Source organism: Nostoc sp. UHCC 0870 (assembly GCF_022063185.1).
GTDB lineage: Bacteria > Cyanobacteriota > Cyanobacteriia > Cyanobacteriales > Nostocaceae > Trichormus.
This window is the reverse complement of record NZ_CP091913.1, coordinates 3414904-3440776: the sequence shown is the minus strand read 5'-3', so window position 1 is coordinate 3440776 and position 25873 is coordinate 3414904. Positions and strand designations below refer to the sequence as shown.

Below are 25873 nucleotides of genomic sequence, written 5' to 3'. Positions count from 1 at the left end.
CTAACATCTTTTTTCTAATACAATATTAATATCTTCAAGGATTATTAATATAAAGTATTTATTCCTATATGAATCTCTGAAACAGTAATTTCATCTGATAGTATTTTAGTATTTGATGATCGTATCTTGCTTGATCTCCTATTATTTTGTATAGTTTAGCTAATAGTTTCATAGGTTGCTCATCAGTGGGTATAGTTTCTGTAGCTAATCTCAGATTCTCTTGTGCTAAATCATATTTGCCCTGTTCCAGATAAATTTTTCCAAGCATTTTATGTGCTTTAGCTTTTGTTGATTCATCAGCTAATGCCTGCTCAAAAAAGCTTATTGCTGTTTCGTAATCATTATCTTTCATAAAAATAAGACCTATGTTAAAGCTTAATTCAGGATAATTTCCCGGTTGAACTTCTTGGCAATATCTATAATGTTTAATACTTTCTTCCTTTGCCGATTTGATACTATATAAAATTCCTAGAGTGTAGTGAGTTAAACGTTTCTCTTCTACATCTGTTTCAGTTAACATTAATTTCTCTTCTAATAATTTGATTGTATTAGTATCATATTGAAATTCACGACTAATAATCACATTAGCTGAACGAAGCACACTATAACGATAACTAGGGCAAAGTTCTCCTGCAATTCGTTCATAATTAGCAGCCTTTTGAGGTTCAGATTCGCAAAGACTCAGTAGGTAATAAGTAGCAGCACAGTTTGGTATTATTCGCAATTCTTGGAGACAACCTTTCTTGGCTAGTTCAATTTGATTATTTCGTGCTTGTTGATCAAGAGTATATAAGTGTTGATAGTGTTCTATTTCACGAAGATCATTACGCCAAAGAGCCGCTAAGTAATCGGCAATAAAACGGTAACGTAGAGGCATATAACCACTATTCACAGAGCGCGTGAAAGTGACAGTATCATAATTAATGGGAAGAGATTTTAAACAGTCAAAAATATTTTTTGGATCTGCTAACGGATAATCTTCAGGCAATCCAATAAAATAATCAATATCGATATCAATAAAAGTGTTGGAGGGAAAGGTTAAATTTTTTAAATCTTCATATCCACATATCGTTAGATTTAATCCCAATATTTTCGTTGTTACTGTATTGCCTGTAATTTTAATACTTGTCAGATCACTGATTTCAAACCCATCATGATTTTGCAAAAAACTACGTAACTTCCGAATGTAGTTAATGGAATTTGGTAGTTGATTTTTTGGCGTTAGAGTTACCCAAATGAGGTGTTCAATTATGCCCAAACGATGAGCCGCAAAAAGAAAATCTTCGATTCCATAACTATATCCCTGATCAGGTAATATGTGATAAGGTTTTTCTAATTGAGCAATTTCTGCTGAAGTTTGGCATTTTTTCAGTGCTTCTATACGATTTTTACTAATATATTGAAAATCTAAGTGTTCATCTAAATAAATGAGAGTGATATTTTTCCAGCCTAATTGATGCCAGACATGGAGTTGAGAAGAATGTTCTTCTGTGATAATGGTTTTGATGGTGTTTTTTGTTGTGTTCATCAATTATTTCTTTTGTAAAAGTAATTGTGGTTTGCTTAAAGAGTAGAAAGATTATAGGAAGGGCTTTGGAGTTGGACACAGGATGCGGGTTTTCCTTACGTCAGCCCTACCTACATTTTATAGCAATAATTTAGCGATAAATCGGCTGTAACCTAGTGCAATATTTTAGGTACTGGCTGTTATCAATTGATGCTCTTGGATATTTTGAGGATACACCCGAATTAGATTATTTCCGAACTTCATCATTCTGGTTTTATTCTCACTAGGAATCTGTTTATTTTCATATTTTTTAGCCCATTTCTCTGCTTCTTTACACAAGAAATTTTCAAAAACTGTTTTATAGGGATATTTTAAAGCTAAAGGAGAAAAATTTATTGATTTAATATCGGGGCGCATAGTACCGTGAGTGCTAGCTATATATAATTTTTCAAATGCTCGTAAATAGCCCCCAGTGCCAGGATAATCCCAAGTTTTATCAGATTTTAAAACTCCATAGAAACTTGAAGCTGTAATGATATTAAACACATTAGCTAAAGGATTCGACCCTGTTCTGCATTGAATAGGATCTTCAGTGAAGTCAAAATACCATTTTTGAGAACTATCGGGGAATACTATTTCTATTTGATATCTAACTTCCCAGTGAAAATATTCTGCAAATAGATCATTCTTATGTTCCATGAAGAATTTTTCTAAATTGACACAAACTTCTTCTTCGATTGTTTGTTTCATTTCAGAAATATCATAATTATTTGGATTTCTATCAATTAATTCACCATTTGCAGTTACAGGCGAGAAATATAATATTTCTCTATCATTTTTCACTGTTTTGACAAATTGTGACTTCCCAGCTAGGTAGGTTGATGTGCCATTTTGAATTTCACAAATATCTCCTGGCTGAAGAGCGAATATATTTTCTGTTGCTGGGCAAACTTTCTCTATGTCTCTACAAAATTGTTCTTGAGTGACGGGAAATACGACTTTATTTAACCATGCTGAACCATCTATAAATTTGAACCCATTTGCACCAGGAGAAATTGACTTTGGTTTAATCAAACCGATAAGTTGAAGAATATGGCTATAACCTGGAAAAGGAAATGATAGGCTTTGGTTATATTGATATTCGGTTTCTAACATAGGTTGCCAGCTTGCCAACAAAAAATCTATTGTTGGGTAACGAGATTTGACAAAATTAATTGTTTTTGCATTTACTTCTGAGTCTACTTGATTCCAAAAAACTCCCGATGGATCAGCAAATATCATTCCATACTCAGGTACACGATTTTCTGAACGGGTAGCAATGAGAGTAGTAGAGCCAATAGTAACTTCACTAGAATCGCTTAAGGTGTAGATTCGAGAATATCCTAATTGACGGAGAGAATTTTCTACTAACTTATCTTTAGGAATAAAAACATCAACATTTTTAGGCAGATAAGCAAGAGAACGAATATCAAAATGATCTAAATGTCTGTGGGAAATGACTAATACATCATACTCAGGAATTTGGTCGTAAATAACTTCGCGCTGAGGGCATATACTTGTGGTCACTTCACAAAATTCATCCCAAAGCACTGGGTCCATCATTATTTTACAATCTTGTGTTTCTACAAATATGGAAGCATGACCAATCATTTGAATTTTCATTTTGCACCTCTATGGTTATTGTTGATTAGTTGTGTTGTTGAGCAAAAATTGCATCTGTCAGTGAATTAGCTTATAGCGATTCCTAGTTAAGTGAGGTACATAACTAATGTTTTTAAACGCAGAGGGGCGCAGAGAAAAACGCAGAGGGGCGCGGAGATTGCCCAATTTTATTAGTGGTGTACTCAGTACCTCACCAGATTAGGAAACGCTATATTACTAAGCCATTTGGCGAGCCATTAGTTGAGCGAATAGCCCCTCAACAGCAGCTAGTTCACGAAAACTTCCCTGCTGCACAATTCGTCCTGCTTGGAGTACATAGATGCGATGAGCATTACGAATGGTGCTAAGTCTGTGAGCAATTACTATCCTAGTCACCTGCATTTTATCTAGACTCTCACTAACAATTGCTTGAGTTCTGTTATCAAGTGCGCTGGTTGCTTCATCAAATAAAAGAATGCGGGGTTTTAATACTAAAGCGCGAGCGATGAGCAAGCGTTGGCGTTGTCCTCCCGAAAGATTACCACCTCCTTCACTAACTACCGTGTGCATTTCCATTGGCATGGCGGCTACATCATCAGCGAAGCCAGACATCCGAGCTGCTTCCCAAGCTTCATCAAAGGTAATATTTGCACCACCGGCGATATTTTCAAAAATAGAGCCTGCATTCAGGCGACCATTTTGTAAGACGACACCTAACTGTCGGCGTACAGCTTCTACATCTAACCCAGATAAGTCTTGACCATCGTAGTAGATGCTGCCACTTTCAGGAGTTTCAAACCCCAGCAATAATCGGAAGATTGTGGATTTACCGCTTCCAGAACCGCCTACAAGGGCGATGAATTCCCCTGGTTGTGCGGTGATACTTACATCATCTAGTGTCAGTGGCCCGTCACTGCGGTAGCGGAACATAATATGGTCTATGACAATTTTGCCGATGAGTTTTCCTGGATCAGCTTTACTCAAATCTACTTCTGGTATGGCTTGCAATATTGGCTGAGTGCGTTTCCAGTGTGGAGTAATTTGCACAATATCTGTGACTATGTTACTCAGATTTGTTGTTCCGCCTACAAATTGTTCAAAAGCTGCGTTGAACGCCAAGAAAGTACCAATGGTGATTACCATAGTTCCTGAAGTCTGAGCTTCTTTAAACTGGTTGATAGTCAGCCAGAAAAGGATTCCAGAGGTCAATATAGGCATCACTGTATTGAAAAGAACTACAACATCTTCTACTTGTTGTGTACTGAGGGTAAGTTTGAGTTGGCGAGTGTAGTCTTTACCCCAAGTGGCGAAGGCGCGTTCTTCTGCTCCAGCAATATGCAGCTTGGAAATCCCGTTAATTATTTGTACTGTCTGTCCAAAAATATTGCCTTGTAATTCCAGTAGGGGACGCACTTTACCAACGAGGATAATACCAGAAATTATAGTAACTGCGCCGGTGACGATCGCCACTGCAACTGCAAGTAAGGCTAATTGAAAGTTGTAATTAAATAATTGCCCCAAATAAAACAATGCAAAGAAACTGGTAATCAGTTGGATGATCGTGTTAGCACTGAGTTCTCGACTAATTTCACCCACAGATGATGCTCGTGAGTGGAGATCCCCAGTTGTATACTGGCGAAAAAAGGATACAGGTAAATTCATCAGCCGATCCCATACAGCAACTTCTGTCGCTGTGGCGGCGGCTGTTTCGATGCGTAAAAGGGCAAAACCCTGGGCTAGCTGAAATAAAACTGTACCCAATGCCGCAACTAGTAGCCCCATGCCGATTTGCAGCAATAAGCCGCGATCGCTATCGGGAATGGCATTATCCATGATAATGGCGGTAGCTTGGGGTGTGATCATCCCTAAAAGTGTGACAGCAATACCCGTCAATAAGGTGACGAGAATATCTAGCCTACGTCCTTTGAGGGCAAACAGAATCACATTATAAGTATTGAGTACCTGATCGGGAAAAGACCGATAAAACACATAGGCGACGGGAGAAAGTGTTTCAGCTACCAGTTCATTGACTTTGATGCGGGTTTGCCCAATTGGATCAAAGAGTTCATAGGAATTAGTCGAAATTGGTAAGAGTGCGACTGGTCGATTGTCTGCCTCCGTATAGGCTACTATTGGGCCACAATCCTTTTCCCACCAGTTGTCCCGTAATAAAACTCGCCGCATCCGCAGGCGAGAAGCCCGGACGATCGCCTCTAATGGCTCTTTAACTCGTTTGAGGTTTTCTGAGCGGGCTGGAGGACAAATTTTCACCCCTAAAGCTTTTCCCACAGCCCCAGCCGCCACTAACAGGGGTGTACCTTCTAAGAAAAAGTTACCATCTTGAGGACTCAATGTAGATGCTAACTCTCCCAATGCCTGAGATGTCACCTGACGATTCAGACGCTGGCGATCGCGCAATCGCATCATTTCTGCTTCTGCTTCTTGTCGGTCGAAAAAGTCAACACATTGCAGTAATTGAATGTGCATCCCAGACAACCCAGCCAAGAGGTGATCTGAGTGCCAAAATTGGCTAGTTGTTTGGATGGTTAATTGAACCCCCTCAACAGCTTCTAACCACATTTTGTCAGTCAGGGGAAAATATCCCGTTGCATCTGTCAGCGTCAGTTCTGGCAACCCCAAGAGGCGGACAGTCCCTTGCTTAATTTCTACCCAATAGACCTCTGTTTCCCCTTGGAAGGTTTGACCATTCAACAGAGAAAACCGGGTTTCACCTCTAGATTTCACCTGAATTTCTGGGATATTTTCCCCAGATAACACACTACCCAGTTGCAACAGCCAAGTATCTACCCACTCAACTGGTCTCGAATCTGCATTAGCAACTAACTCCCGAAAACATTCTTGATGTAGTTGTAGTAATTCAACTTCCCCCATCGGCACAGCTAAAATTTGCTGTTGGTGATTAATAGTTTTAGTGCCGAATAAGGCCTGTCCTTGAGTGATACTAGATAAATAACGGCGAGTTCCGGCGATCGCACCATCTTTAACTGTAACGGCAAATAATGCCACAGAGCCAGATTGAATCACCCACACCTTAGAGGGGTCATCTAGTAGGATCGGCTGATTACCTTGAAAGATATAAGTTTGACCATGTATTGACAATTGATGCTCTCTTTTTTGCTGCATCTTTATTCCTCCTCCAAGGCTTCCCCTTCTGTGCGGATTAAGCGCGAGTACACACCTTCAACTTGCCACAACTGTTGGTGACTACCTCGTTGTACTACCTTGCCTCGTTCTAGGACGATAATCTCATCGCAATCCCGAATAGTGCTTAATCGGTGCGCCACAATAATGCAGGTGCATCCCCGCCGCCGGAGATTTTGGTCAATAATTCTTTCTGTCTCTGCATCTAAAGCACTGGTGGCTTCATCCATGACAAGTATTGAGGGATTATTGACCAAAGCACGGGCAATTTCCAACCGTTGTCGTTGACCACCACTTAAATTAGCCGCACCTTCCATCAGTTCTGCATCATATCCCCCATTCATGGAGAGGATGACATCATCAATAGCTGCATCCTGACAAGCACGCTGTAAGTTTTTATCGGATACGGTGTGATCCCAAAGAGTCAAATTGTCCCTAACTGTGCCACCAAATAACAGAATATCCTGTTCTACCATGGCCACAGAGTTAGTTAGTAGTTGGTGGGGAATCTGTTCTCTTAATTGATCATCAAAAAGAATTTCTCCCGCCCAAGGTTGATAGAGTCCGCTTATAAGTTTGGCAATGGTAGACTTACCAGAGCCACTACCGCCGACCAAAGCCACTCTCTGTCCGGGTTTTAGTGAGAGGTGAAAATTTTCAATCAAGGGAGGGTCTAGGCGGCTATAACCAAAGGTGAGATTACGTAACTCTACATATCCCTGCAATCTTGGTAAAGCGGTAGAGGAAGAAAGTAGGGTAACATTTTCCTGGTTTTCTAGGTCTTCAGCCAAGTTGCGCTGTGCTATTGAGGTATCAGTTGGGTTATCTAGGACATCATCTAGGCGAATCAAATTACCCTCTAATTCTTGCAGGGTACTACCAAAGTTGAGTAAACTGCTCACAGGTGCTTCAAAACTTCCTACCAAACCTTGAAAAGCTACAAGCATCCCGATGCTAAGATGGCCATCCATCACTCGTAAACCACCAATCACTAACAATAACATCGCAGAAATCGCTTGTAAGAGTGTGGGTAGGATGGAAAATAATTGATTGGTGACATCCATTTGCTGTTGGCTATTGATCGCCTTCGTATGGTAGCCTGACCAGCGAGAAAAGAAATCGGACTCTAAGCCTGATGCTTTAAGGGTTTCTATGCCTTGGAGAGCCGCAATAGAAACCCCTTCAGCTTTGCCGAAATCTAGCATCAACTTTTGATTGAGGTCTACACGCTGACGGGATACTAAGCGTAAAGTTACAATGTTGGCGATCGCTAAACTAATCACAATCAAGGTCAGCAGCCAATCATATTGAAACATGATGATGGCATAGAAAATTACCATGACTGCATCAATGATTGTCGTTGTCAACTGTCCTGAAAGCACATTAGCAACTTGGTCATTGAGACTGATGCGACTGGTGATTTCTCCGGCAAAACGTTGGGCATAAAACCCCACCGGTAGGCGCAGCATATGCCAGAGAAAGCGACTGGACATTCCCACAGACAATTTGATGTTTAAGCGGCGCAGATATCGCAGGCGCAGTAGCGTTAGACACCCTTGCAATACAGCTGCGATCGCCATTCCTACAAGTAAAGGATTTAGCCAATCTAATCTTTGCTCTACCAGGATTTCATCTACAAATATTTGGCTGAATACTGGTACAGCAATTCCCACCAGAGTTAAGCAAAATCCCGCCACTATGCAGTAAACTAACGCACTTGTTGACCCTTGTAGCCGCTCCCACAAAGATCCCATCATGCTAGGTTTGCGTCCACCTTTTTGGAACTCTGGGCTTGGTTCCATCACCAGCACTACCCCAGTATAACCCTCGTCAAATTCCTGCAAAGATATACTCCGGGGGCCTGTAGCGGGATCATTGAGATAAACTCTCTGTTTGCGAAATCCTTCTACTACTAAAAAGTGGTTAAAGTCCCAAAAAATAATATAAGGTGGATTTAGCTCTTGTAGTTTATCTAGTTCCTTTTTAAAACCCTTAGCATCAAGACCATAATTTCTTGCAGCCTTCAACACATTAGATGCTTTACTACCATCACGGGAAACACCGCACTCTCGACGCAATTCTGGCAAGGGAACAATTCGACCAAAGTAACCTAAGATAATTCCTAAAGCGGCTGCACCACATTCCACAGCTTCCATTTGCAAAAGCGTGGGTGTTTTTGCCCGCTTGCTTCTTGTAGGCAGTAATTTCTGCACATACTGCCAAAAATTAAAAGGTGGGGCTAAGGTAGAATTAGTAGATACCACTGAAAGACCTCAAGATAGGTAGTACAAAGGTGATAGGAGCGCGTTCTTCGACCTGAACTCGCACAACGGTAGTAGTTCCAGAAGAAATTTTCATCTGTGGCCCCTTGGAAGAAGACCACTTATAACCACTGAAAGTTTGAGAATCTTGTTCTATATCAGAGAATATTTGTATTAGTCCTTCTTGTTTTTGAGAAACTAGACCTTCCACGACTTCTGAATTACCTACTTCATTCGCTGCGGCTTCTTTGGTAATGGGGAAATTGGAAATATTAGTAACTTTACCAACAATGCCACCAAAGCGTTCCCGTTTCACAGTTTCCGGGGTGATTTGAATTGTCATTCCCGACTGAATTTTTTTCCCCTCTGCAACTGAAAAATAAGCTAACCCAACTAACTTACTACTAGGATTTTCTACTTCTATATTTGCCAGACGAGTACCGACATTAATCACCTGTCCAGATGCCACAGTAGTTTCTAAGACTCTGCCATTATATTGACTAATAATTTTACTATTATCGCCTAGTTGTAGTTGCAGTCTAGCTATCTCCCGTTTAACTTCCTGCATCTCTTTTTTGCGAACATTCGTATTTTCTAGGTCTTGTTGCGCTTGAGAGGTAAGTTCACTATCTAGTTTCTTTAATTGGGCTTGTAAATCGGAGATTGTCGAGATATTTTCACTATATTCTTTTTGTTTTTGAGCCTCTGTCACATCGAGTGCTTTTAATTGGGTTTCGATGTCAGAAATATTTTGCAAATTCTCTAGATATTCCTGTTCTGCTTGCAAAGCTTCATCGGCTGAAAATACTCCTTCTTGGCGGAATAACTGTTGGCGGATTTCCATTCTGCGTCGGAAAACAGGACTCAGAGTTTGGAAGCGTTGGAGGTTTTGTTTTAAGCTTTTACGCTGTTGCTCAAGAGAGCTATTATCTCTAGTTTTCAGAATTGGTGTGAGAGTTTGCAGTTCTCGAATGCGTTGTTGGAGATATTGACGTTGTTGTTGTGTTGACTGTTCGTCTTGTTTTAGACGCTGATTAAATATTGAGTTGGCTGCTTGGTCTTGTGACTCTAGTTGCACCAGTTTAGCTCGTTGCTGTTGCAATTGCTGGCGGAGATCAGCTTGGTCAATTGTTGCTAGTACTTGTCCTTTTTGAATAACATCCCCAACTTGAAAATTTAAAGTCATTAATTGCCCTGAATTTTTCGATTGTAGCGGCACTACTTTACGTGGATAAATTAATACTCCTCGACCTTCAATTGTGATGGGAACACGTCCATAAATACTCCAGATAATAGCGACTCCCACTAAGGAGGCTAAAGCAACAAGAGGTAGCCAGCTTCTAGGACTGACTACTTGCATTAGTTGGTCTAATCTTTCAGGAGAAGATAAACGCTCTACAGATTCTTGGCGAAATAGGCGACGTTTTTGCTCTAACATTGGTACTCATTTTAATAAATAAGTTTTCAGTCTAAATATAATGATGAAATTATTGCTGAGTGAGGGATACTTTTTTTGGTATACACCCAAGATTATAGAAAAGTTATTCCTGAACAAATGCACAATATTTAGATGGAACTCACTATTTTATTGAAATCATCTAAAAAAAATGGGTAACTGAAAAAACTCAGCTACCCACATGGCAATAACCCTGGATTGATAGTTCGTAAGGATTATTACCGCGTTTATTAAAGAAAACGTGTGCTGTCCAATTACAGCCACCCCGACAGAGTTCTGCATACTGACAACTTTTGAAGAAACCCCACAAATGGGATATACCTTGGGGAGTATCTGCACCTAAATTATTTTCTCCACCTGTCCCGATAAGAAGACCAGAATAAATCAGGGTATAGAATAGATATATAACATACCTAATAATATTCATATTTAAGACTGTAATTCCCGTAGTTTGGAGAAATATATATGATGAATATTTCTCCACTAACTGTAAAAAATATACAGTTTTAAACATGAATATTTTTCAGCAATAACCACCCATGAATAAGGTAGATCGTCAAATAAAAACGTTTTATTTATGTGCAGAAATTGACCAGTTCACATTTAAGCCATACTCATGCGCTCAATCATCCAATCAAATCTTTTTCCCGCCAATGCCATCTTATCTAAAACATGGATATTTAACTCATCTTCGTATTCCACATTTTTGCCCAGTGATAGACCTTGACTATAAACCCTTCTGCCATAACTGACTCTACTCACAATATCCTGTAATCTATTAGCAGCTAGAATAGAAACTACTCGATAAAAACGAGATGAAAACCCTATATCCTGCTGTAGTTTGACTGCTAATTTCTGTCGAGGAATTGACAAAACAATAGAGTCTTCCATAGCTTTAACTGTTGTAGAAGAAAGACGACCATCAACAAAGGGTGTTTCTCCTATGATTTCACCTTTCGATAACCTCGCTATCTCTCGACTAACAATTTCGTTACCTTCAATAGCTGCAAAAGCACGAACCAAGGGATTACGCTCATCTTCAGAAATAGACAGAGACATTTTTCCACTCAAGATAATATATAGCGCATCCACAGGGCTGGTTTCATAAATGATAATTTGACCAGCAGGAATTTTTTCAGGAACACCACAAGCCATGATCCAATCAATGTCACTATCATGTAATTCGGCTAACACAAATAGCATATCTCTCAAAGACTTAGTTTGTGTCAGGTTACGCCGACCAATCTGACCGATGATCCTTTGTAGTCTGTCTAGAAACATAATTGCGATCGCTCGATAAAAGCGAGATGCAAAACTAATATCTTGCTGCAATTTTGGGGCTAATTTTTCTTGAGGAATTGACATCACTAATGATTTCTCTAAAGTCTTAATAGTAGTGACATCTGGACGAGTATTTACAAAGGGAATTTCTCCGACTATTTCACCTCTGGAAAACCTAGCTATTTCCCAATCTGAATTAACATTACTATCAATAGCGGCAAAGGCTCGATTCAAAGGATTATTTTCAGATTGAGAAATCCTAACTGTTAATGTTCCATCTAATAAAATATATAAATAATCGACAGCTTCCCCTTCGGGAATTAGTACACTATCAGGTGATAATTCTTCCTGACGACTATTGGCAACTATCCAATTGATATCACTGTTGCTCAATTCTTTCAGTAAAACTTCTGTCATAACAAAATTATCCTCATTTAGAACGACAAGTTCTCTATTCCATTTACCGAGTACAATTATGTAATTTTGGCTCACTACACGTTACTCAGCACTGTTGCAGATGATTTCTGCAAAGCTTGTTGAATCCATAATTTGAATCCTGGCTCGGCTAATTCTTCTAATGTTAAATAAGATAAAGCGACTAAAAATCGAAGTTGGTATTTGGGAGTTTTAAAATCATTAATATACTCTGTGTGAAAACGCTGTAAATTTTCTGCTGCTACCTTCACCAATGACTTGAGAACTTTGAAAGCACCATCAGAAAGTGGCGGCTGTCCCCGGTAATTTTGCAATCTACCTCCTTCTCGATAATCAGGAAACGATTCTAAGCCAATAAAACGTAAAAACCAATCGGCTCGATAATATCCAATTGCAGCTACAATACCTCTGTAATCGGCAATAAGTTCATCAAAGGCATTGTTTCGCATTGAGTTAAACAAGCGATGTGTTAAATAGTGAGTACATTCATGTTCTAGCCGAATTGTTAAGGATAAATGCTGCCAGACAAATTTATCTAGACCGATTTCTTTGGCTGCAATATTACTATAAGGACTATTACTCAAAATGATGAATCTATCTTGATAAAGCTCTTTCTTCAGAGTCAGGCGTTGAAACTCCAATACCCAATTACTTGCAGAACAATTAAGCGGATTTTGCAACTCCCATTGTTGGCGATAGCGGCGAATTCTATCCCAATTGTTGAACCCACTGACAATACAAGCTCCCATTGATGCGGGAACTGGCTTGGGTTCGTTTTTCATTGTGAGAGCTTGTACCAGAGAAACAAAATCTTCCCGGTTTGCAGGTATTAAAACCGGGATATTGCCGCCCAGACTGGGATGTATGCTTAATTGCAGTTGCTCTGGTTGCTGCAAGACTAAACCAGTTGCCTCAACCATGTCATCGACAGACGCACCCTTACGGGTAGCACGTCTATATGCTTGAGTTTCACTGATACCCTCAAGTATGGGGAACTGAAATTGTACTAGGTGTTGCTGGAGAACTGCAAATGCTCCAACAAGGTTTGCCTTAGCAGCGTACTCTTCCCAAATAGCTAAATGGGGTTCAGGTGGTAAGGGAAATGTAATCGGATGGTTGAACTGATGATGAAAAACATTATGGTTGTATGCGAGTAACTCATTTATTTCTGAGCTACTAGCACCATAGGAAGCAAGTACACTAGCGCGAAAGTTTTTTTGGTCATTCATAGGTATTTCATTAAGCAATCTTAGCAACTTGGGCAGAAATGTTTCTAATCGCTTGGCTGATGGGATGTTCAGGATACTGTACAGAGAAAATATCTTTGCTAGCTAATTGCACCATATCTTCAGAGAGGGGTAAAATCCCAGCTACAGGGACGTTGTAGATGTTTTCTACCTGTTGTTGCAAGTCGGTAAAATTTAAGCTGGGTAGTGCCTTATTAATCACGAGGAACATTTTTGGCACTCGCAGCTTGCGGGCTACGTCCACGGTGACAGCAGTTCCTTGGAAGTCTTGCTGGTCTGGGCGGAGAATAATGATCAGAATATTAGAAATCCCAATGGAAATTAGCGTTTCTTCATTCAAACCAGGATGAGTATCAATGAATAGATAATCTAGATTGAGACTAACGATAACTTCTTGAAAGCCATCGTTAAGTCTAACTACATCATACCCTTCACGTATAATTCTGGAAATTTCGCCAGCTTTAATACTAGAGGGAATTAAGTAAAGACTACCCTTGATTTTATCTGTATGGTTCTGTCCAGTTATCAGAGTATGCGTAACATCGTAGGCAGTATCTTTGATCTCACAACGTCCCCACAGGTAATCATTGAGAGAATATGTAATTTTGTCTTCGTTCAGACCAAAAATTACATGAATCCCAGGAGATTGAATGTCAGTATCAACAATAGCCACTCGTTTTCCCTGTATTGCCATAGTAGCTGCAATATTAGCAATGGTGTTTGATTTACCAGTGCCACCACGGAAGGAATGAACAGATAGAATTTGTGCCATAATTCACCTTTTATTCAGAAATTCATCATTGTTTGTGGGTTTTCCTTGTCCATATTTCCGGCTATTTTTAAGGAAGCGATAGGCTACGCTCCTTCTGAGACAATTGCTCTGGAAATGTGAACTTCAACCAGCAGTTATCACTAATCAGGGGTAGCAAAACTTTGCCACTGGATAACTTTAAATCAAACTGCATTTTTTTATTGCCACTCTCAATTTCCACCAATGTAGGCAGACTATTAGATTTATTTTCATATTTACTCCCATGTGTCCACACTTTCATTTCTTTCTCTCCTTTGGTTGGTAGGCAAAAGATGGCATAACGCAGAGATGAGAGTACAGGAATATCCACCGTTGCGGCTTGGTGATGTACTTCACCATCTGCATATCCCAATAGCACCTGTGCAATCTTTGGTTGTCCACCAGCCGTGATTGTAAAGACAGAATGCCCACCTTGTTGCTGCTCCTCTCGCAGTTCTACCACCACACGGGAGGCAAAAGCACCATAAATTTTCATCACTACAGTTGCTCCGAGTGATAATGAGGCAATGCTTAAGGCACTGATTCGCGCCAGAGGATTTTGCCAGATGAATAAACCGTGAACAAACAGAATGCCTAAAAAGATACTATATATACCCGCACTGAAAAGCGGATGATTGAGGATCTTAAAAACTACTCCGGGCATCAGTTCACCTTTTCGTCGACTAGAAACCAAGAGTAAAATTGGGAAAATGCCGCCTACGAGGGAGTTACCAAGTACACCAGCAAACGCGAGTATATTCGTAAAGGATTGCGTACCCACAAAGAATAGCCACTCAGTCAGCACAAAGACCAAGAATAAGGGGCTAACGGATAATAAGAAGCGACGCTGGTTGAGTAGTTTTACCCAGAAGCGTGGTGTCTGCTTTTTGTATTCAGAAGTCGTATGATTGTGTTCAACTTTCAAATTAGCTTCGTAACCTAGGCTCATTGCTGAAGTGATTCGCAGATATACACGATCATTGTTAGCTGACTGGATATCAAGCATCAACTGGGTATTAAACTGGCCTAGGTCGGGAAATTGAGTAAATAACTCTTTTATCTCCCAATGCTCCGTCACCGCAATCTCTACATGGTAGATGTTACCCTTTAACTGAATATCTATTTGAAACTTTGGTTGAGCATCTACAATTCCCAAATAAGTGATACCGATATAAGGAACACAAATAGAGTTACTAGGGGGGTGAAATTTCAATGTTCCCCCTTGACGAGGTAACATCAAAATAGGACGAGATGGGGCAGGTATCCACTCCTTTGCTAGGTTGACTAGGAGACTGGAACTACGCAGCCAAGCCATTCCCAACAGCAGGATAACTAAAACTGTTCCTAAAACTGGAACGATAGAACCAACTTGAACGGCTAGTGGTTCTAAGGCTGTTCCTGACTGTTTGGCTAATAATTGAGGTGCGATCGCTCCATTGACAACCAAGATCCAGAGGCAAAAAATTACAGTTAAAAAAGCAGTTCCCGCTACGCTACCCCAAATTAGGGATGAGGCACTAGGGTCACGGGGAAGGACAATTTTAGCACATTCACCAACATAGACGTGTCCAAAGTAAAGCATCAGACCAACACCAAAAACCCTTTGTAGTATCCAGGGTTGGAAAGGTTGACCATTGAGAAAGGGTAAGTTGACATATAATAGGTTTTCCATCTGCACATGGCGTAATGCCAGCAGGGAAAGGATGAGCAGCAAACCAACATTGATTGCTGCTAGTAATACCAATACCGAAACTGTGAAATTTAGGGATTTGCGCGATAGCAGATATAGTCCCGCAGCAAACAGCAATACAGCCCAAAGTGCTGCTGGTATCTGGGTAAAGTTGGCCATTGTCGTTGACAAACCGATATAACAAGCCAAAGCGATGAAAAAGACCCGGATACCAACAGATATTGAAAGTATAAATGAACCGACTTGTCCTAAATAATTAGATACTAATTGCTTGATAAAAGTATGACCATAACGAAAGTCGCTACTACGACCAAAAGCCTCGGCCATACAAGCCATAGTCACAATGTTAATCACACCGATAATCAGCAAAAAGGCCACAGTCGGTAATGGACCAATATCAACTACAGCAATGGGTAAGGCTAAAAAAGCTTGGGGTAGACCAAGAGAAACTGTAAGTAATGAGGCTAGCCAAAAAGGTGGTAAAGATTCGATTTTTTGCGATACGTCTGTCAACCTCCAACGGAACTCTTCTATGAATGTGACGCTGGATGCAAATATGTTTAATAGCTGCGTTCTATACAGACGAGAGTAAGCTGTTTGCACCGCTTTGTCATCTAGACCTAAAGTTGCCCGAATATTAGGTACTGCTTGATAGGTAAAAGTATACTTCTGTCCCAGAGCTTGAGCGATCGCGGCTTTGAGTCTGGGGTTCTCTGGTACTAAAGAAGCCCACTGACTAGCATGGCGTTCTAGTTGCTGAATGGTAGGACGCAGTGGTGGCGAATTTCCTAAAGCAAAAGCCTCTAGGAAAGCCAAATCGCGCTCATTAGCAGATTGTTCTGCTAATGAAAACTCTACACGCGATCGCGCCGCTATCTGGGCGGTTCGACTTTCGATTAAAAATAGTAGTGTATTAGCCCGTCTGGCGGGTAAACCTGCTAGTACCTCTTCACGAGATATCAGTTCATCATTGGATGACATATATGTCACCTCCTGGCAAATATGGTAAATTCCCTTTCTGACTTCGCAACATTTCAATGCCTATATTAATTAATTTGTCAAGTTTTACTAATATCGGCAACGGGTACACTCAAAGCTGATCTCGTCTTGAGCGATCGTACTTGATTTTGCAAGCGATCGTAGTAGCCCATCTCAGTTTCGCTAGCAACCACTCCATTTTGTTTCAACTTTTGAATCTTTTTTTGGATATTTTCAAAGTGTTCATTTCCTGTAATTTCTTCAACATATTTAGCCCTTTTTCCTTCGTCAATTTCTATGCGAAGTTCTTGAACTTGCATTTTTAAATCCTGATTTCGCATCCTCACTTTTTTGGACATATCTAAGTAGACACGGACTAATTGACCGATATCATCTTGACTATGAGAAACTTTAATTAACGTACCATGCGCTTCCTGATTAAAATCTTCATTTTCTAATGCTTTTGCAGCTGCTGTCAGAGCGTGAATCGGTCGAGAAATATTAGAACCTAAAAACAAAGCAACGATTGTGGTAATTCCTCCCACAATTATGACAATAGTAACATTGAACAAAACAAGGTGATTCAAAGGAACTTCAAACTGTTCTCTAGATTGACTTATTCCTAATACCCACGGTTCTATTTTCATGGGAGAAAAGCCAACAATCATTGGCTTTTGTTCAAGTTGAGAATAATAATTGGTGTGTCCTGTCTGCTTGGCTCTCACCATCACTTGCAATTCGGGAATATTCAAGTTCTTAATTGAAGTGAAAGCATTTCCTCTATCAGACATTAATTGTTGTGTTTTCTCTGGTGAAAGGGGGAGAATAGAGTTATATAAAAGAGATTTATCGGCATGACTGACGATTAACCCATCTTTATCAATCAGGAAACCGTGGGTTTGATCGTCTACGCTTAATGAATCGACTATCGTCCAAATGCCTTGTCCTTTGATTTTGAGTACCATGACTCCTATAATCGTGCCACTTTCCGATTTCACAGGAGAGGAAAAATATAATCCAGGTCGTCTGGTTGTTTTACCCATCAAGATACTAGATACATAGGGTTTTCCCTGGATGGCGGAGCGATAGTATTGGCGAAAGGCATAGTTGTTACCAATAAATACAGGATCAGTGGCAGCAATACATTTACCTTTGATATCTAAAATATAAGCAGCATCAAAATCTGGATTGGAACGGTAAATATTTTCTAGAGTTTTTTGCAGTCTGGGATATAAGGTTTCTTGCTGTTCAGGTGTTTTAGCAGACATGAAATCCACGACATTGAGATCACCACTAACTTGAATAACTAGACGGTGAATATCAACAATCAGTTGATCTAGGCGACTAGCGGTACTAGTAGCCAATAGCTCCAGTTTACGGTATTCAGCCTTCTCCACATGATCTAAGCTCTCTCGCAGATTGTAATACGCTGTAAAGCTCATCGGTATGAAAACTGCTGATATCAATGCTACGGAAATTTTAGTAGCGATCGCCCAACTAGGTATAAAAAATAACCGCTTAAATAGTTTCATGGAATCAATACTGAGAACTGTTGAAAGATTATATTTATCAACAGAACTGATAAAGAGGTGAACTCAATTTCAGAAGTTGCCTAGTTGCTCCTATTGATAATTCGCATCATAAGATATATGAATATTGACTTCAATACCGGATTTTCCTCTAAGACTCACATTTTTGTTGTTCCTATAAGCCTTTGCGATTACTTAGCTGCCCACCTAGGGCGGCCACATCATGTCAATAAGCAAAGTCTTAACGGGTGACAAGGTGGTTGAAGATGAGATGTGGCAATAATTTGAGAAATTTAAAGATTGTAAAACTGGTGGCTATAATTTAGAGGACACTAAAGTGAATGAGACTATCCCTTATGAAACAAGCTGTTTAACTACCTTGTCACCCGTTAAGGGCATCGACAATATTTGTTGGGAGATGAACTAAATTATTACTGATCTGTGCATTTTGGATATTAATGACTATCTTCCCATTGAGTTGGGGATTTTGTTGGGAAAAAGCTGTAATATCGCTCAATGTAGTGAAGTTGTTGCGCTCTTCTATGCCAAAAATTCCCTGAGTCGTAATTTGAATCAAACCACCTTTGCCGGCAAAGGCATTGGCGGTAATATCGCTATTTTCTCCAGGAACAGCAATTAAAAATTTGGTGTTTATATCTATATTGCCGCCATTACCACCAGCGTTTTATTGTCCTGCTGTGGTAGAAATGCTACTATTTTCCCTTATCAAGAGTACATCTTGCACCTGCAATTGAATATTCCCACCTTCACCACTAAATGTATCTGCTAATAAACGCGATCGCCCTTGTAGAGTTAAAGAGCCAGTTGTAATTCTTAAATCCCCTGCATTCCCATTACCCCCAATTCCTGGGCCAGTATTAGCATCTGGCAGTGAGGTTAACTCTAGGTAAAGAAGCTAGAACTTACGTATTGACAACAGCTAGTTAGCGGCGATCGCCATATTCTTCATCAGTAATGCCGAAGATTGTTCTACACTGATAAACTGAGTTTTTCTCCAAGCTTGAGGTGTAGTTTGATGATTCTGACGAAATTGCCGGAAAAAATGCCCTTCATGCTGATAGCCTACTACCTCCGCAATCTGACTTACCGACAAATTGCTTTCCCGGAGTAAATTACGTGCGGCTAACATCCGACGCTCAACAATCCAATGATTCACGGTTTTCCCTGTATGACGACGGACTAAATTAGTCAAGTAAGCCGGACAGTAACCGACTGCTGTGGCTACATCACACAAGCTAATGGATTGATGATAATTTTCTTCAATAAAATTGAATACTTGATGCAACAGGGAGTCTGAAGGAAATATTGACAGAGGATATTGTGGTATTGTCTGGGTATTTGTAAGGGAATATTGGCGATCGCCGATCTCTTTGGCGGAAATAGGTTGTTGATTTTTTTGTAACGCTAATGAAGAAACTGGTTGTGACTTGATATGACAGATAAAGAGATAACTATACTTTCTGCCTTCACATTCTATAGAAGTGACAGTTATTTCTACTGGTAGGCTATGACCTGCTTTTGTCTGATGTTGTGTTTCAAAAGATAAATAACGCTGCTTTTTCTCAGTTTTGCAGAAATTTGACCAAACATCGCTCAAGAAATCCAGGTTTAGGTCTTGTATCCCCATAGATACCAATTTATCGTGAGGATAATCAACCAAACCACAAGCTGCTTGATTAACATATAACAGTTGTGCGTTTGGTTTTTCATTCGGCTCTATCCAGAAAATTGGATCTGCTACACGATCCATCAAAAACTTAGTAAAGCGTAACTCTTCTTGTTGGAGTCTCAGTGTCATTTGAGAATTACTTTGCCCAGCAATACAGGTGCTAGCAACCATAGTTCAACCTCACTTTAATTAATAGACTGATCCGAAATAGAAAACCACTTACTGAAAACACATTTTAGGAATGATGGTAAAGATGCAGCCGTGTCAGGTAGTCTATTTAATTGGGTTTGACGGCATTCACATAGCACAACGATCTAAACTTAGAGCAAATGTACTAGCAGGGTAAATGGAATTGGTCAAAATTTGACCAAAAGCGCAACTTTTGCAAGTATGGGCAAAATTGTACTTAGTAGTTAAGTTAATCTCAAACCTTTATTAACTAAGTTAATAAAGGTTCATGTTGTTACGTTAATAAACCAAGATTAAATTTAGTTTATCTCTTGATAAAACTTTACAGAATATTTTTTTATCTGAATGCTGAGTAAAATTATCGAGGATAGTGACTCCAGAAACAACTGAATCAGTTGTTTCTGGAGTCATAGGAACGATTTTATGACTGGCTGGGCAATATTATTGAGGAAAAACTGTAATTATAGGCTTTACTCAAATTTATAAAGTTTTTTTGCTAAATTTTGGTTAAAAATAGTCAATACGGATTGTTGGTACTATTTTTAGGTGGTAACATAACAATGGCGGTAAATATGTACTCTCATATTTAAATAAAGTTAATATAAGAGTTAATCTATAGAAAGTAATTTATGTATACTCTTAACCGTCCATGAATGTGGAAGAAGTCATAAAAACTATAGATAATGTCCTTCTCAATAACACAGGTCAGCACTTGAGAGATGTGGAGACTACTATATTGAGAGGAGCTTGGCAAGCTAAGACCTATGAACAGATTGCAGAAACTTGTCAGTACAGCCTGGGTTACATCAAACAAGTAGCAGCTCCCAAACTGTGGAAATTATTGTCGGAAGCCTTGGAAGAGGACATTAGTAAAACTAATTTCCGATTTATGATTGAGCGGTTGTGGGGAGGAATACCAGAGAAAGTCATATATTCTTCTGAATTGATCAATCCTTTGTCACAAGCCAGCATCAATAAGATAGAGGAAAGACAATCTCACAGCAGTAGTGATGGCGTTGTACCTAGTGTAGCCGATCACCTCACCAGCCCTCAGACAAAACCCCAATTGTATTGGGGTGAAGTACCAGAAATCGGTATTTTCTATGGGCGCACTCAAGAACTTAGCACATTAAAAGAGTGGCTCATCAATGATCGTTGCCGACTATTAGCAGTTGTAGGAATGGGGGGAATTGGCAAAACAACGCTAGCCGCACATTGCACTCAACAGACACAGCATGAATTTGAGTCTGTGGTTTGGCGAGATTTGCGAAAAGATCCATCAGTCAGCCAACTGTTGGCGGAACTCACACAACTTATTTCACCACAGCTAAATAATTATGTGATAGCAGAAGATATTGACGCTCAAATCTCTAATTTTATTGGTCTGCTGCGCCAACACCGTTGTCTAATCGTTCTAGATACAACCACAGGAATCCAGCAAATTAGTCATTTTTCTGGACATTATCGAGAAGGATATCAAAGTTATGGCAAGTTACTCAGACGATTAGGGCAAGAATCTCATCGTAGCTGTTTGATGTGGATAGCTCGTGAGAAACCAAGAGAAATTGTCCTGATGGAAGGAGAAAACAGTCCTGTTCGCTCATTATCTCTCAAAGGGCTAGACTCACAAGCCAAGGAAATCTTCCGAGAGAAGAAATTGTTAGATCAAGATAGTTGGGACGACTTGATACAACTTTATCGGGGTAATCCTTTAGCTTTAAAAATAGTGGCTAATACCATTCAAGAATTGTTTGGTGGCAAAGTTTCCGCCTTCTTGAAACAAGAGACGATTGTTTTTGGTGAGCTGAACGATATTTTAGACGAGCAATTCGAGTATATATCGGCTCTGGAACAAGAAATTCTCTACTGGCTGGCAATTGAGTGTCAACCAATTTCCCTGTATCAATTACGTGCCGACATTTTAGCACCTGTGGCGCAAGCAGAATTAATCGAAGCCATAGAATCTCTCTTGAGGCGATCGCTAATTGAAAGAACTGTTGTGGAAGAAGATGTGGTATTCTCACTTCAGCAGCCTGTAATTTCTCAATATGTGATCAACCAAATTTGTGAGCATATTTGTACAGAGATTCAGGAATTCGCCAGACATCAAAAAATTGAGAAAATTGAACTTTTGCGAATTCTTGCTCTGGTAAAAAAGAGACAAACAGATGTAGTCATCCAAGAAATGCAAGTCCGCCTCATTCTTAAACCCATCAAAAACCAACTATGTAAAATTTTAAAAGATGAAAATCTGATTGAAGAACACTTAACTAAAATTCTCTCTGTGTTGCATGGGAAAACTCCCCTGGTTGTTGGTTATGCCAAAAGCAATATTGAAAGTCTGCTTTTAGAACTAAAATTAGACCTCACTAATATCAGCTATCGATAACAATTAATCGTGTGTTCTCAGTATAAAATATTGCAATATGAGCTACTGTATCAATCCCTGGTGTCTTCATCGCAAAAATCCTGACGATCAAGAGTTTTGCCAGAGTTGTGGCTCTAGCTTAATCATAAATGAGCGTTATTATGTGATTAAGCCATTACGAGAATTAAATCAAAATCATCATACAGAAATATTTGAAATAGATAACTTAGGAACAACAAAAGTTCTCAAAGTTCTGACGAGTAATCGCCGTCGATTAATTGAACTGTTTGAGCAAGAAGCTAAGATTCTCAAACAATTAAGACATCTGAGAGTACCTCAAATTGATACTTATTTCTGTTTTTCTCCCAAAGATAGACATGAAAAATTGCATTGTCTGGTAATGGAGAAAATTCCCGGACAGAATCTAGCTAATTGGTTAGAAGAACATGGAATATTATCTGAAGAATTAGCAATTGATTGGTTACTGCAACTGATAAATTTATTAGAACAATTGCATAGAGAGAAAGTTTTACACCGAGATATTAAGCCATCCAATATCATGATTTGTCCAGATGGACAACTGATATTGATTGACTTTGGCGCAGCCAGACAAGTGACCATGACTTATGCCGAAAAATTAGAAGGAGGTGACATTACTAGAGTTTATTCTCTGGGATATACAGCACCAGAACAAATTAATGGCCAAGCCGGTTATCAATCAGATTATTTTGCTCTAGGGCGGACTTTTGTGAATTTATTCACAGGTATACACCCCAATGATTTACCAAAAGATCCCCAAACAGATCGGTTAATTTGGCGACATCAAGCACCCCAAATTTCTTCAGGGTTAGCAAATTTAATCGACGATATGATGATACCTGCGCCCCATGAGCGTCCTCTAAAACCGCAGGTAATATTAGAGCAACTCAGGGTCAGTCGTAACCAAGACCTGCAAATTAATGAATTAAGTGCAGGGAAAAAAGAGTTATCTTCATCGACAGGAATAACCTTAGCTACTGGTACATTGGTCAGCACTTGGCGCAATCTCTGTAAAGTGATTAGTGTGAGTTTAGCGATCGCCTTCTTAATCACGGGTATCAGATATGTAGGCATACTCCAACCTTGGGAATTAAAAAGTTTCGATCACCTAATGGCTTTACGACCAATCGAAAAACCAGATCCGCGCCTACTGTTGGTGACTATTGATGAAGCTGATATTCAATATCAAAATCGCCTAAAAATGCCGATCAGATGGTCTTTATCTGATCAAGCACTGCTGCAACTGATAGAAAAACTAGAACAATATCAACCAAGAACCATAGGTTTAGATATCTATCGAGATTTTCCCGTCAGTTCGGAATATCCTGATTTAGCAAATCGCTTACACTCGGATACTCGCTTTTTTGCTCCTTGTAAAGTTTCCGCACCTGAAGATGATGCCCCAACTGCCATTCCACCACCACCAGAAATACCAGAATCACGGGTGGGCTTTAGTGATTTTGTCGCAGATGATGACGAAGTTGCTCGTCGCCATCTCTTACATTTAACCCCTCCAGTCACCTCTGCTTGTAATACACAATATGCCTTTAGTCTCCAAACAGCATTCCACTATCTAGATAATCAAGGTATTAAATCAACTGTGACAGCCGATGGACAACTACAGCTTGGCAAAGTAGTATTCAAGCAATTAACAACCCATACCAGTGGTTATCAAAACATAGATGCCTCTGGTTATCAAATACTGTTGAATTATCGTTCCTTACACTCTCCTGTAGAGATTGCCCAGCAATTGTCTCTCAAAGAGATTTTAGAAAATCGAGTTACCCCTGAATTAATCAAATCGCTGAAAGATCGGCTAGTGATTATAGGAGTAACTGCCGCCAGCACCGCCGATCAATGGAAAACCCCCTATAGTGCTACAGCCATCCCCAGTCGGAAACAAATACCAGGAATATTTGTTCAGGCTCAGGCGATCGCTCAAATTCTCAGTGCAGTTCTTGATGGGCGACCCTTAATTTGGTGGTGGCCTAGTTGGCTAGAAGCATTGTGGATCTTGGGATGGTCAATGTTTGGGGGTATGCTTGCTTGGTCGATTCGTCGTCCCCTGTATCTGGGACTAGCCGTAGCGATCGCACTTTTCCTACTTTTCGCTATTTGCTATCTCACATTGATCAATGGCGGATGGATACCACTCATTCCACCCGCACTATTACTAGTAACTGTCCCAGTCACATTTGTCTGGTTCAGTTCCAGATATCGCTAACACTTAATCTAGTGAACTATGACTCAGAAAGCACTGCCTTTATCATTGATTAGCCTAAAATACTTTGTTGCTTTGGCGATCGCTAGTTTGGCAACTTCTGCTTTACCAATAGAGGCATCAGTTATTAAATCATACACGACTCATGCCAGTAGTCAGAAAAATCAGTTAATTCAGCAACTCCAGTTACCAGACAATGGCGCGCCCCTCGGTCGTCGTAGAGGCGGAACTAGTCGCAATGATTGTCCAGCACTCAAGATTCCAGTTACTGCTTTAGTTCCTGGTAAAGAAAGATTGGATAATATCCAAGGCTCTATATCTTTTCTGGCCTCAACCATTTCTGAGCATCCCACCTTTTGGGTCTATGTTCCTGAGTTACCTAATAACATTCGCAATGGAGAATTTATTTTACAGGATGAAGCTGGGGAAGATATCTACCGAACATTTTTAAAACTTCCTCCAGTATCAGCATTCATAAATATTACCCTGCCATCTAACCCTCAATATTCTCTAAAAATAGGTAAGAAATATCATTGGTATTTTAAAATCTATTGTGGACAACCAGAAGCAGAAGCTAAATATTTTTACGTTGATGCCTGGATAGAAAGAATTGCTCTCACAAAAGAGCTAGATATAAGATTAAAAGCGGCAAAATCTCAGAGGTATCTAACTTATTTTAATCAAAATATTTGGTATGATGCCCTCACTGACTTAGGGAAACTACTTCAGACTAATTCACAAGATAATACTTTGAAGACTAATTGGGTTAACTTTTTAACATCTATTGATTTGCCAGATATTGCTCAAGAAGAGCGCAATTTCGGTTATTTCGGAGATTTTATGGGGGAAAGTAAAAACAATAAAAAATAATCTGATTTTACAATTGCTATTTTTAAACACCCTTTTTTTAATCCTAGAGGAATGTTTCATAGTTACTTGCGGCGATGGAATGAGCAAAGCGACTTGACGCAGATATTCATGAAACGTTGCAAAATAAGCCTTTTTAGTTATTTGATAGCATGAATTTTTGAGAATAACAATTAAACCAACGATCCCAATAGTCTTGTTTTTTTGTCAATTTCGCTATAACTCGGTTGTAGTTAGCAAACCAACCTTCCCAATAATCGCTAGGTACTTTAACGCAACCATCGCAGGTGGGGCAACCAGCTTTACATTGAGGGACGGTGTGAATGCTACCAACGCAATTTGTACATAGTTCCGTATCAATCCAGTGTTGACCGTCTTCAGCAATCTTGATTGCACCAGTAGGACATACAGACAGACAAAGCTTGCAGGAAATACATTGGCTGGTGATTTGGTAAGCCATGACTATTCTCCTTGTTGAGTGGGAGTAGTGAGTGAGGAGAGGGGACAGGTGACGGGTGACAG

At 39.8% G+C, this 25873-nt stretch carries 16 protein-coding genes and 1 pseudogene; 3 read left to right on the top strand and 14 right to left on the bottom strand.

Annotated features, from left to right (window positions below; translation table 11 throughout):
* Positions 1 to 64: 64 nt before the first annotated feature.
* The 13 genes and pseudogenes from L6494_RS14540 to L6494_RS14480 all read right to left on the bottom strand — a co-directional run bounded on the left by L6494_RS14540 (position 65) and on the right by L6494_RS14480 (position 19838).
* Positions 65 to 1528, bottom strand: coding sequence for a tetratricopeptide repeat protein (locus L6494_RS14540; RefSeq protein WP_237988430.1), 1464 nt, complete (start codon positions 1526 to 1528; stop codon positions 65 to 67).
* Positions 1529 to 1693: 165 nt separating this feature from the next.
* Complete coding sequence (locus L6494_RS14535) at positions 1694 to 3169, bottom strand: MBL fold metallo-hydrolase (RefSeq protein WP_237988429.1); 1476 nt, start codon at positions 3167 to 3169, stop codon at positions 1694 to 1696.
* 216 nt (positions 3170 to 3385) lie between these two features.
* The gene (locus L6494_RS14530) at positions 3386 to 6292 is read right to left on the bottom strand and encodes an NHLP bacteriocin export ABC transporter permease/ATPase subunit (RefSeq protein WP_237988428.1); all 2907 of its coding nucleotides are present in this window, start codon (positions 6290 to 6292) and stop codon (positions 3386 to 3388) included.
* 2 nt (positions 6293 to 6294) lie between these two features.
* Complete coding sequence (locus L6494_RS14525; RefSeq protein ID WP_237988427.1) at positions 6295 to 8574, bottom strand: NHLP family bacteriocin export ABC transporter peptidase/permease/ATPase subunit; 2280 nt, start codon at positions 8572 to 8574, stop codon at positions 6295 to 6297.
* Complete coding sequence (locus tag L6494_RS14520) at positions 8561 to 10009, bottom strand: NHLP bacteriocin system secretion protein (RefSeq protein ID WP_237988426.1); 1449 nt, start codon at positions 10007 to 10009, stop codon at positions 8561 to 8563. Before L6494_RS14520 ends, L6494_RS14525 begins: the two co-directional genes overlap by 14 nt.
* 226 nt (positions 10010 to 10235) lie before the next feature.
* Positions 10236 to 10373 (bottom strand): annotated as a pseudogene (locus L6494_RS14515) (heme biosynthesis protein); the annotation flags it as partial.
* A gap of 257 nt (positions 10374 to 10630) precedes the next feature.
* Complete coding sequence (locus L6494_RS14510; RefSeq protein WP_237988425.1) at positions 10631 to 11725, bottom strand: cyclic nucleotide-binding domain-containing protein; 1095 nt, start codon at positions 11723 to 11725, stop codon at positions 10631 to 10633.
* 74 nt (positions 11726 to 11799) lie between these two features.
* Complete coding sequence (locus L6494_RS14505) at positions 11800 to 12972, bottom strand: DUF7005 family protein (RefSeq protein ID WP_237988424.1); 1173 nt, start codon at positions 12970 to 12972, stop codon at positions 11800 to 11802.
* Between the two features lie 10 nt (positions 12973 to 12982).
* Positions 12983 to 13762, bottom strand: coding sequence for a MinD/ParA family ATP-binding protein (locus L6494_RS14500; protein ID WP_237988423.1), 780 nt, complete (start codon positions 13760 to 13762; stop codon positions 12983 to 12985).
* A gap of 67 nt (positions 13763 to 13829) precedes the next feature.
* Positions 13830 to 16451 carry a hypothetical protein gene (locus L6494_RS14495; RefSeq protein WP_237988422.1) on the bottom strand — a complete coding sequence of 874 codons (2622 nt, stop codon included), beginning with the start codon at positions 16449 to 16451 and terminating at the stop codon, positions 13830 to 13832.
* 77 nt (positions 16452 to 16528) lie between these two features.
* Positions 16529 to 17980: a HAMP domain-containing protein gene (locus L6494_RS14490; RefSeq protein WP_237988421.1), complete on the bottom strand. Its 1452-nt coding sequence runs from the start codon at positions 17978 to 17980 to the stop codon at positions 16529 to 16531.
* 379 nt (positions 17981 to 18359) lie between these two features.
* On the bottom strand, positions 18360 to 18554 hold the full coding sequence (locus tag L6494_RS14485; RefSeq protein ID WP_237988420.1) for a hypothetical protein: 195 nt from the start codon (positions 18552 to 18554) through the stop codon (positions 18360 to 18362).
* Between the two features lie 363 nt (positions 18555 to 18917).
* On the bottom strand, positions 18918 to 19838 hold the full coding sequence (locus tag L6494_RS14480) for a helix-turn-helix domain-containing protein (RefSeq protein ID WP_237988419.1): 921 nt from the start codon (positions 19836 to 19838) through the stop codon (positions 18918 to 18920).
* A 667-nt stretch (positions 19839 to 20505) separates the two neighbouring features.
* Here L6494_RS14480 and L6494_RS14475 point away from each other — a divergent pair.
* From L6494_RS14475 to L6494_RS14465, 3 genes are read left to right on the top strand one after another with little or no spacing between them, the layout of a single operon-like run.
* Positions 20506 to 22245 (top strand): NB-ARC domain-containing protein, encoded by a 1740-nt coding sequence (locus L6494_RS14475; protein ID WP_237988418.1) that lies wholly within the window; start codon positions 20506 to 20508, stop codon positions 22243 to 22245.
* Positions 22246 to 22282: 37 nt separating this feature from the next.
* The gene (locus L6494_RS14470) at positions 22283 to 24487 is read left to right on the top strand and encodes a CHASE2 domain-containing protein (protein WP_237988417.1); all 2205 of its coding nucleotides are present in this window, start codon (positions 22283 to 22285) and stop codon (positions 24485 to 24487) included.
* Positions 24488 to 24505: 18 nt separating this feature from the next.
* Positions 24506 to 25354 carry a DUF928 domain-containing protein gene (locus L6494_RS14465; RefSeq protein WP_237988416.1) on the top strand — a complete coding sequence of 283 codons (849 nt, stop codon included), beginning with the start codon at positions 24506 to 24508 and terminating at the stop codon, positions 25352 to 25354.
* 133 nt (positions 25355 to 25487) lie between these two features.
* On the opposite strand, the gene L6494_RS14460 is transcribed toward L6494_RS14465, so the two are convergent.
* A complete protein-coding gene (locus L6494_RS14460) occupies positions 25488 to 25811 on the bottom strand; it encodes a DUF362 domain-containing protein (protein ID WP_237988415.1) in 324 nt (107 codons plus the stop codon).
* Positions 25812 to 25873: the final 62 nt, after the last annotated feature.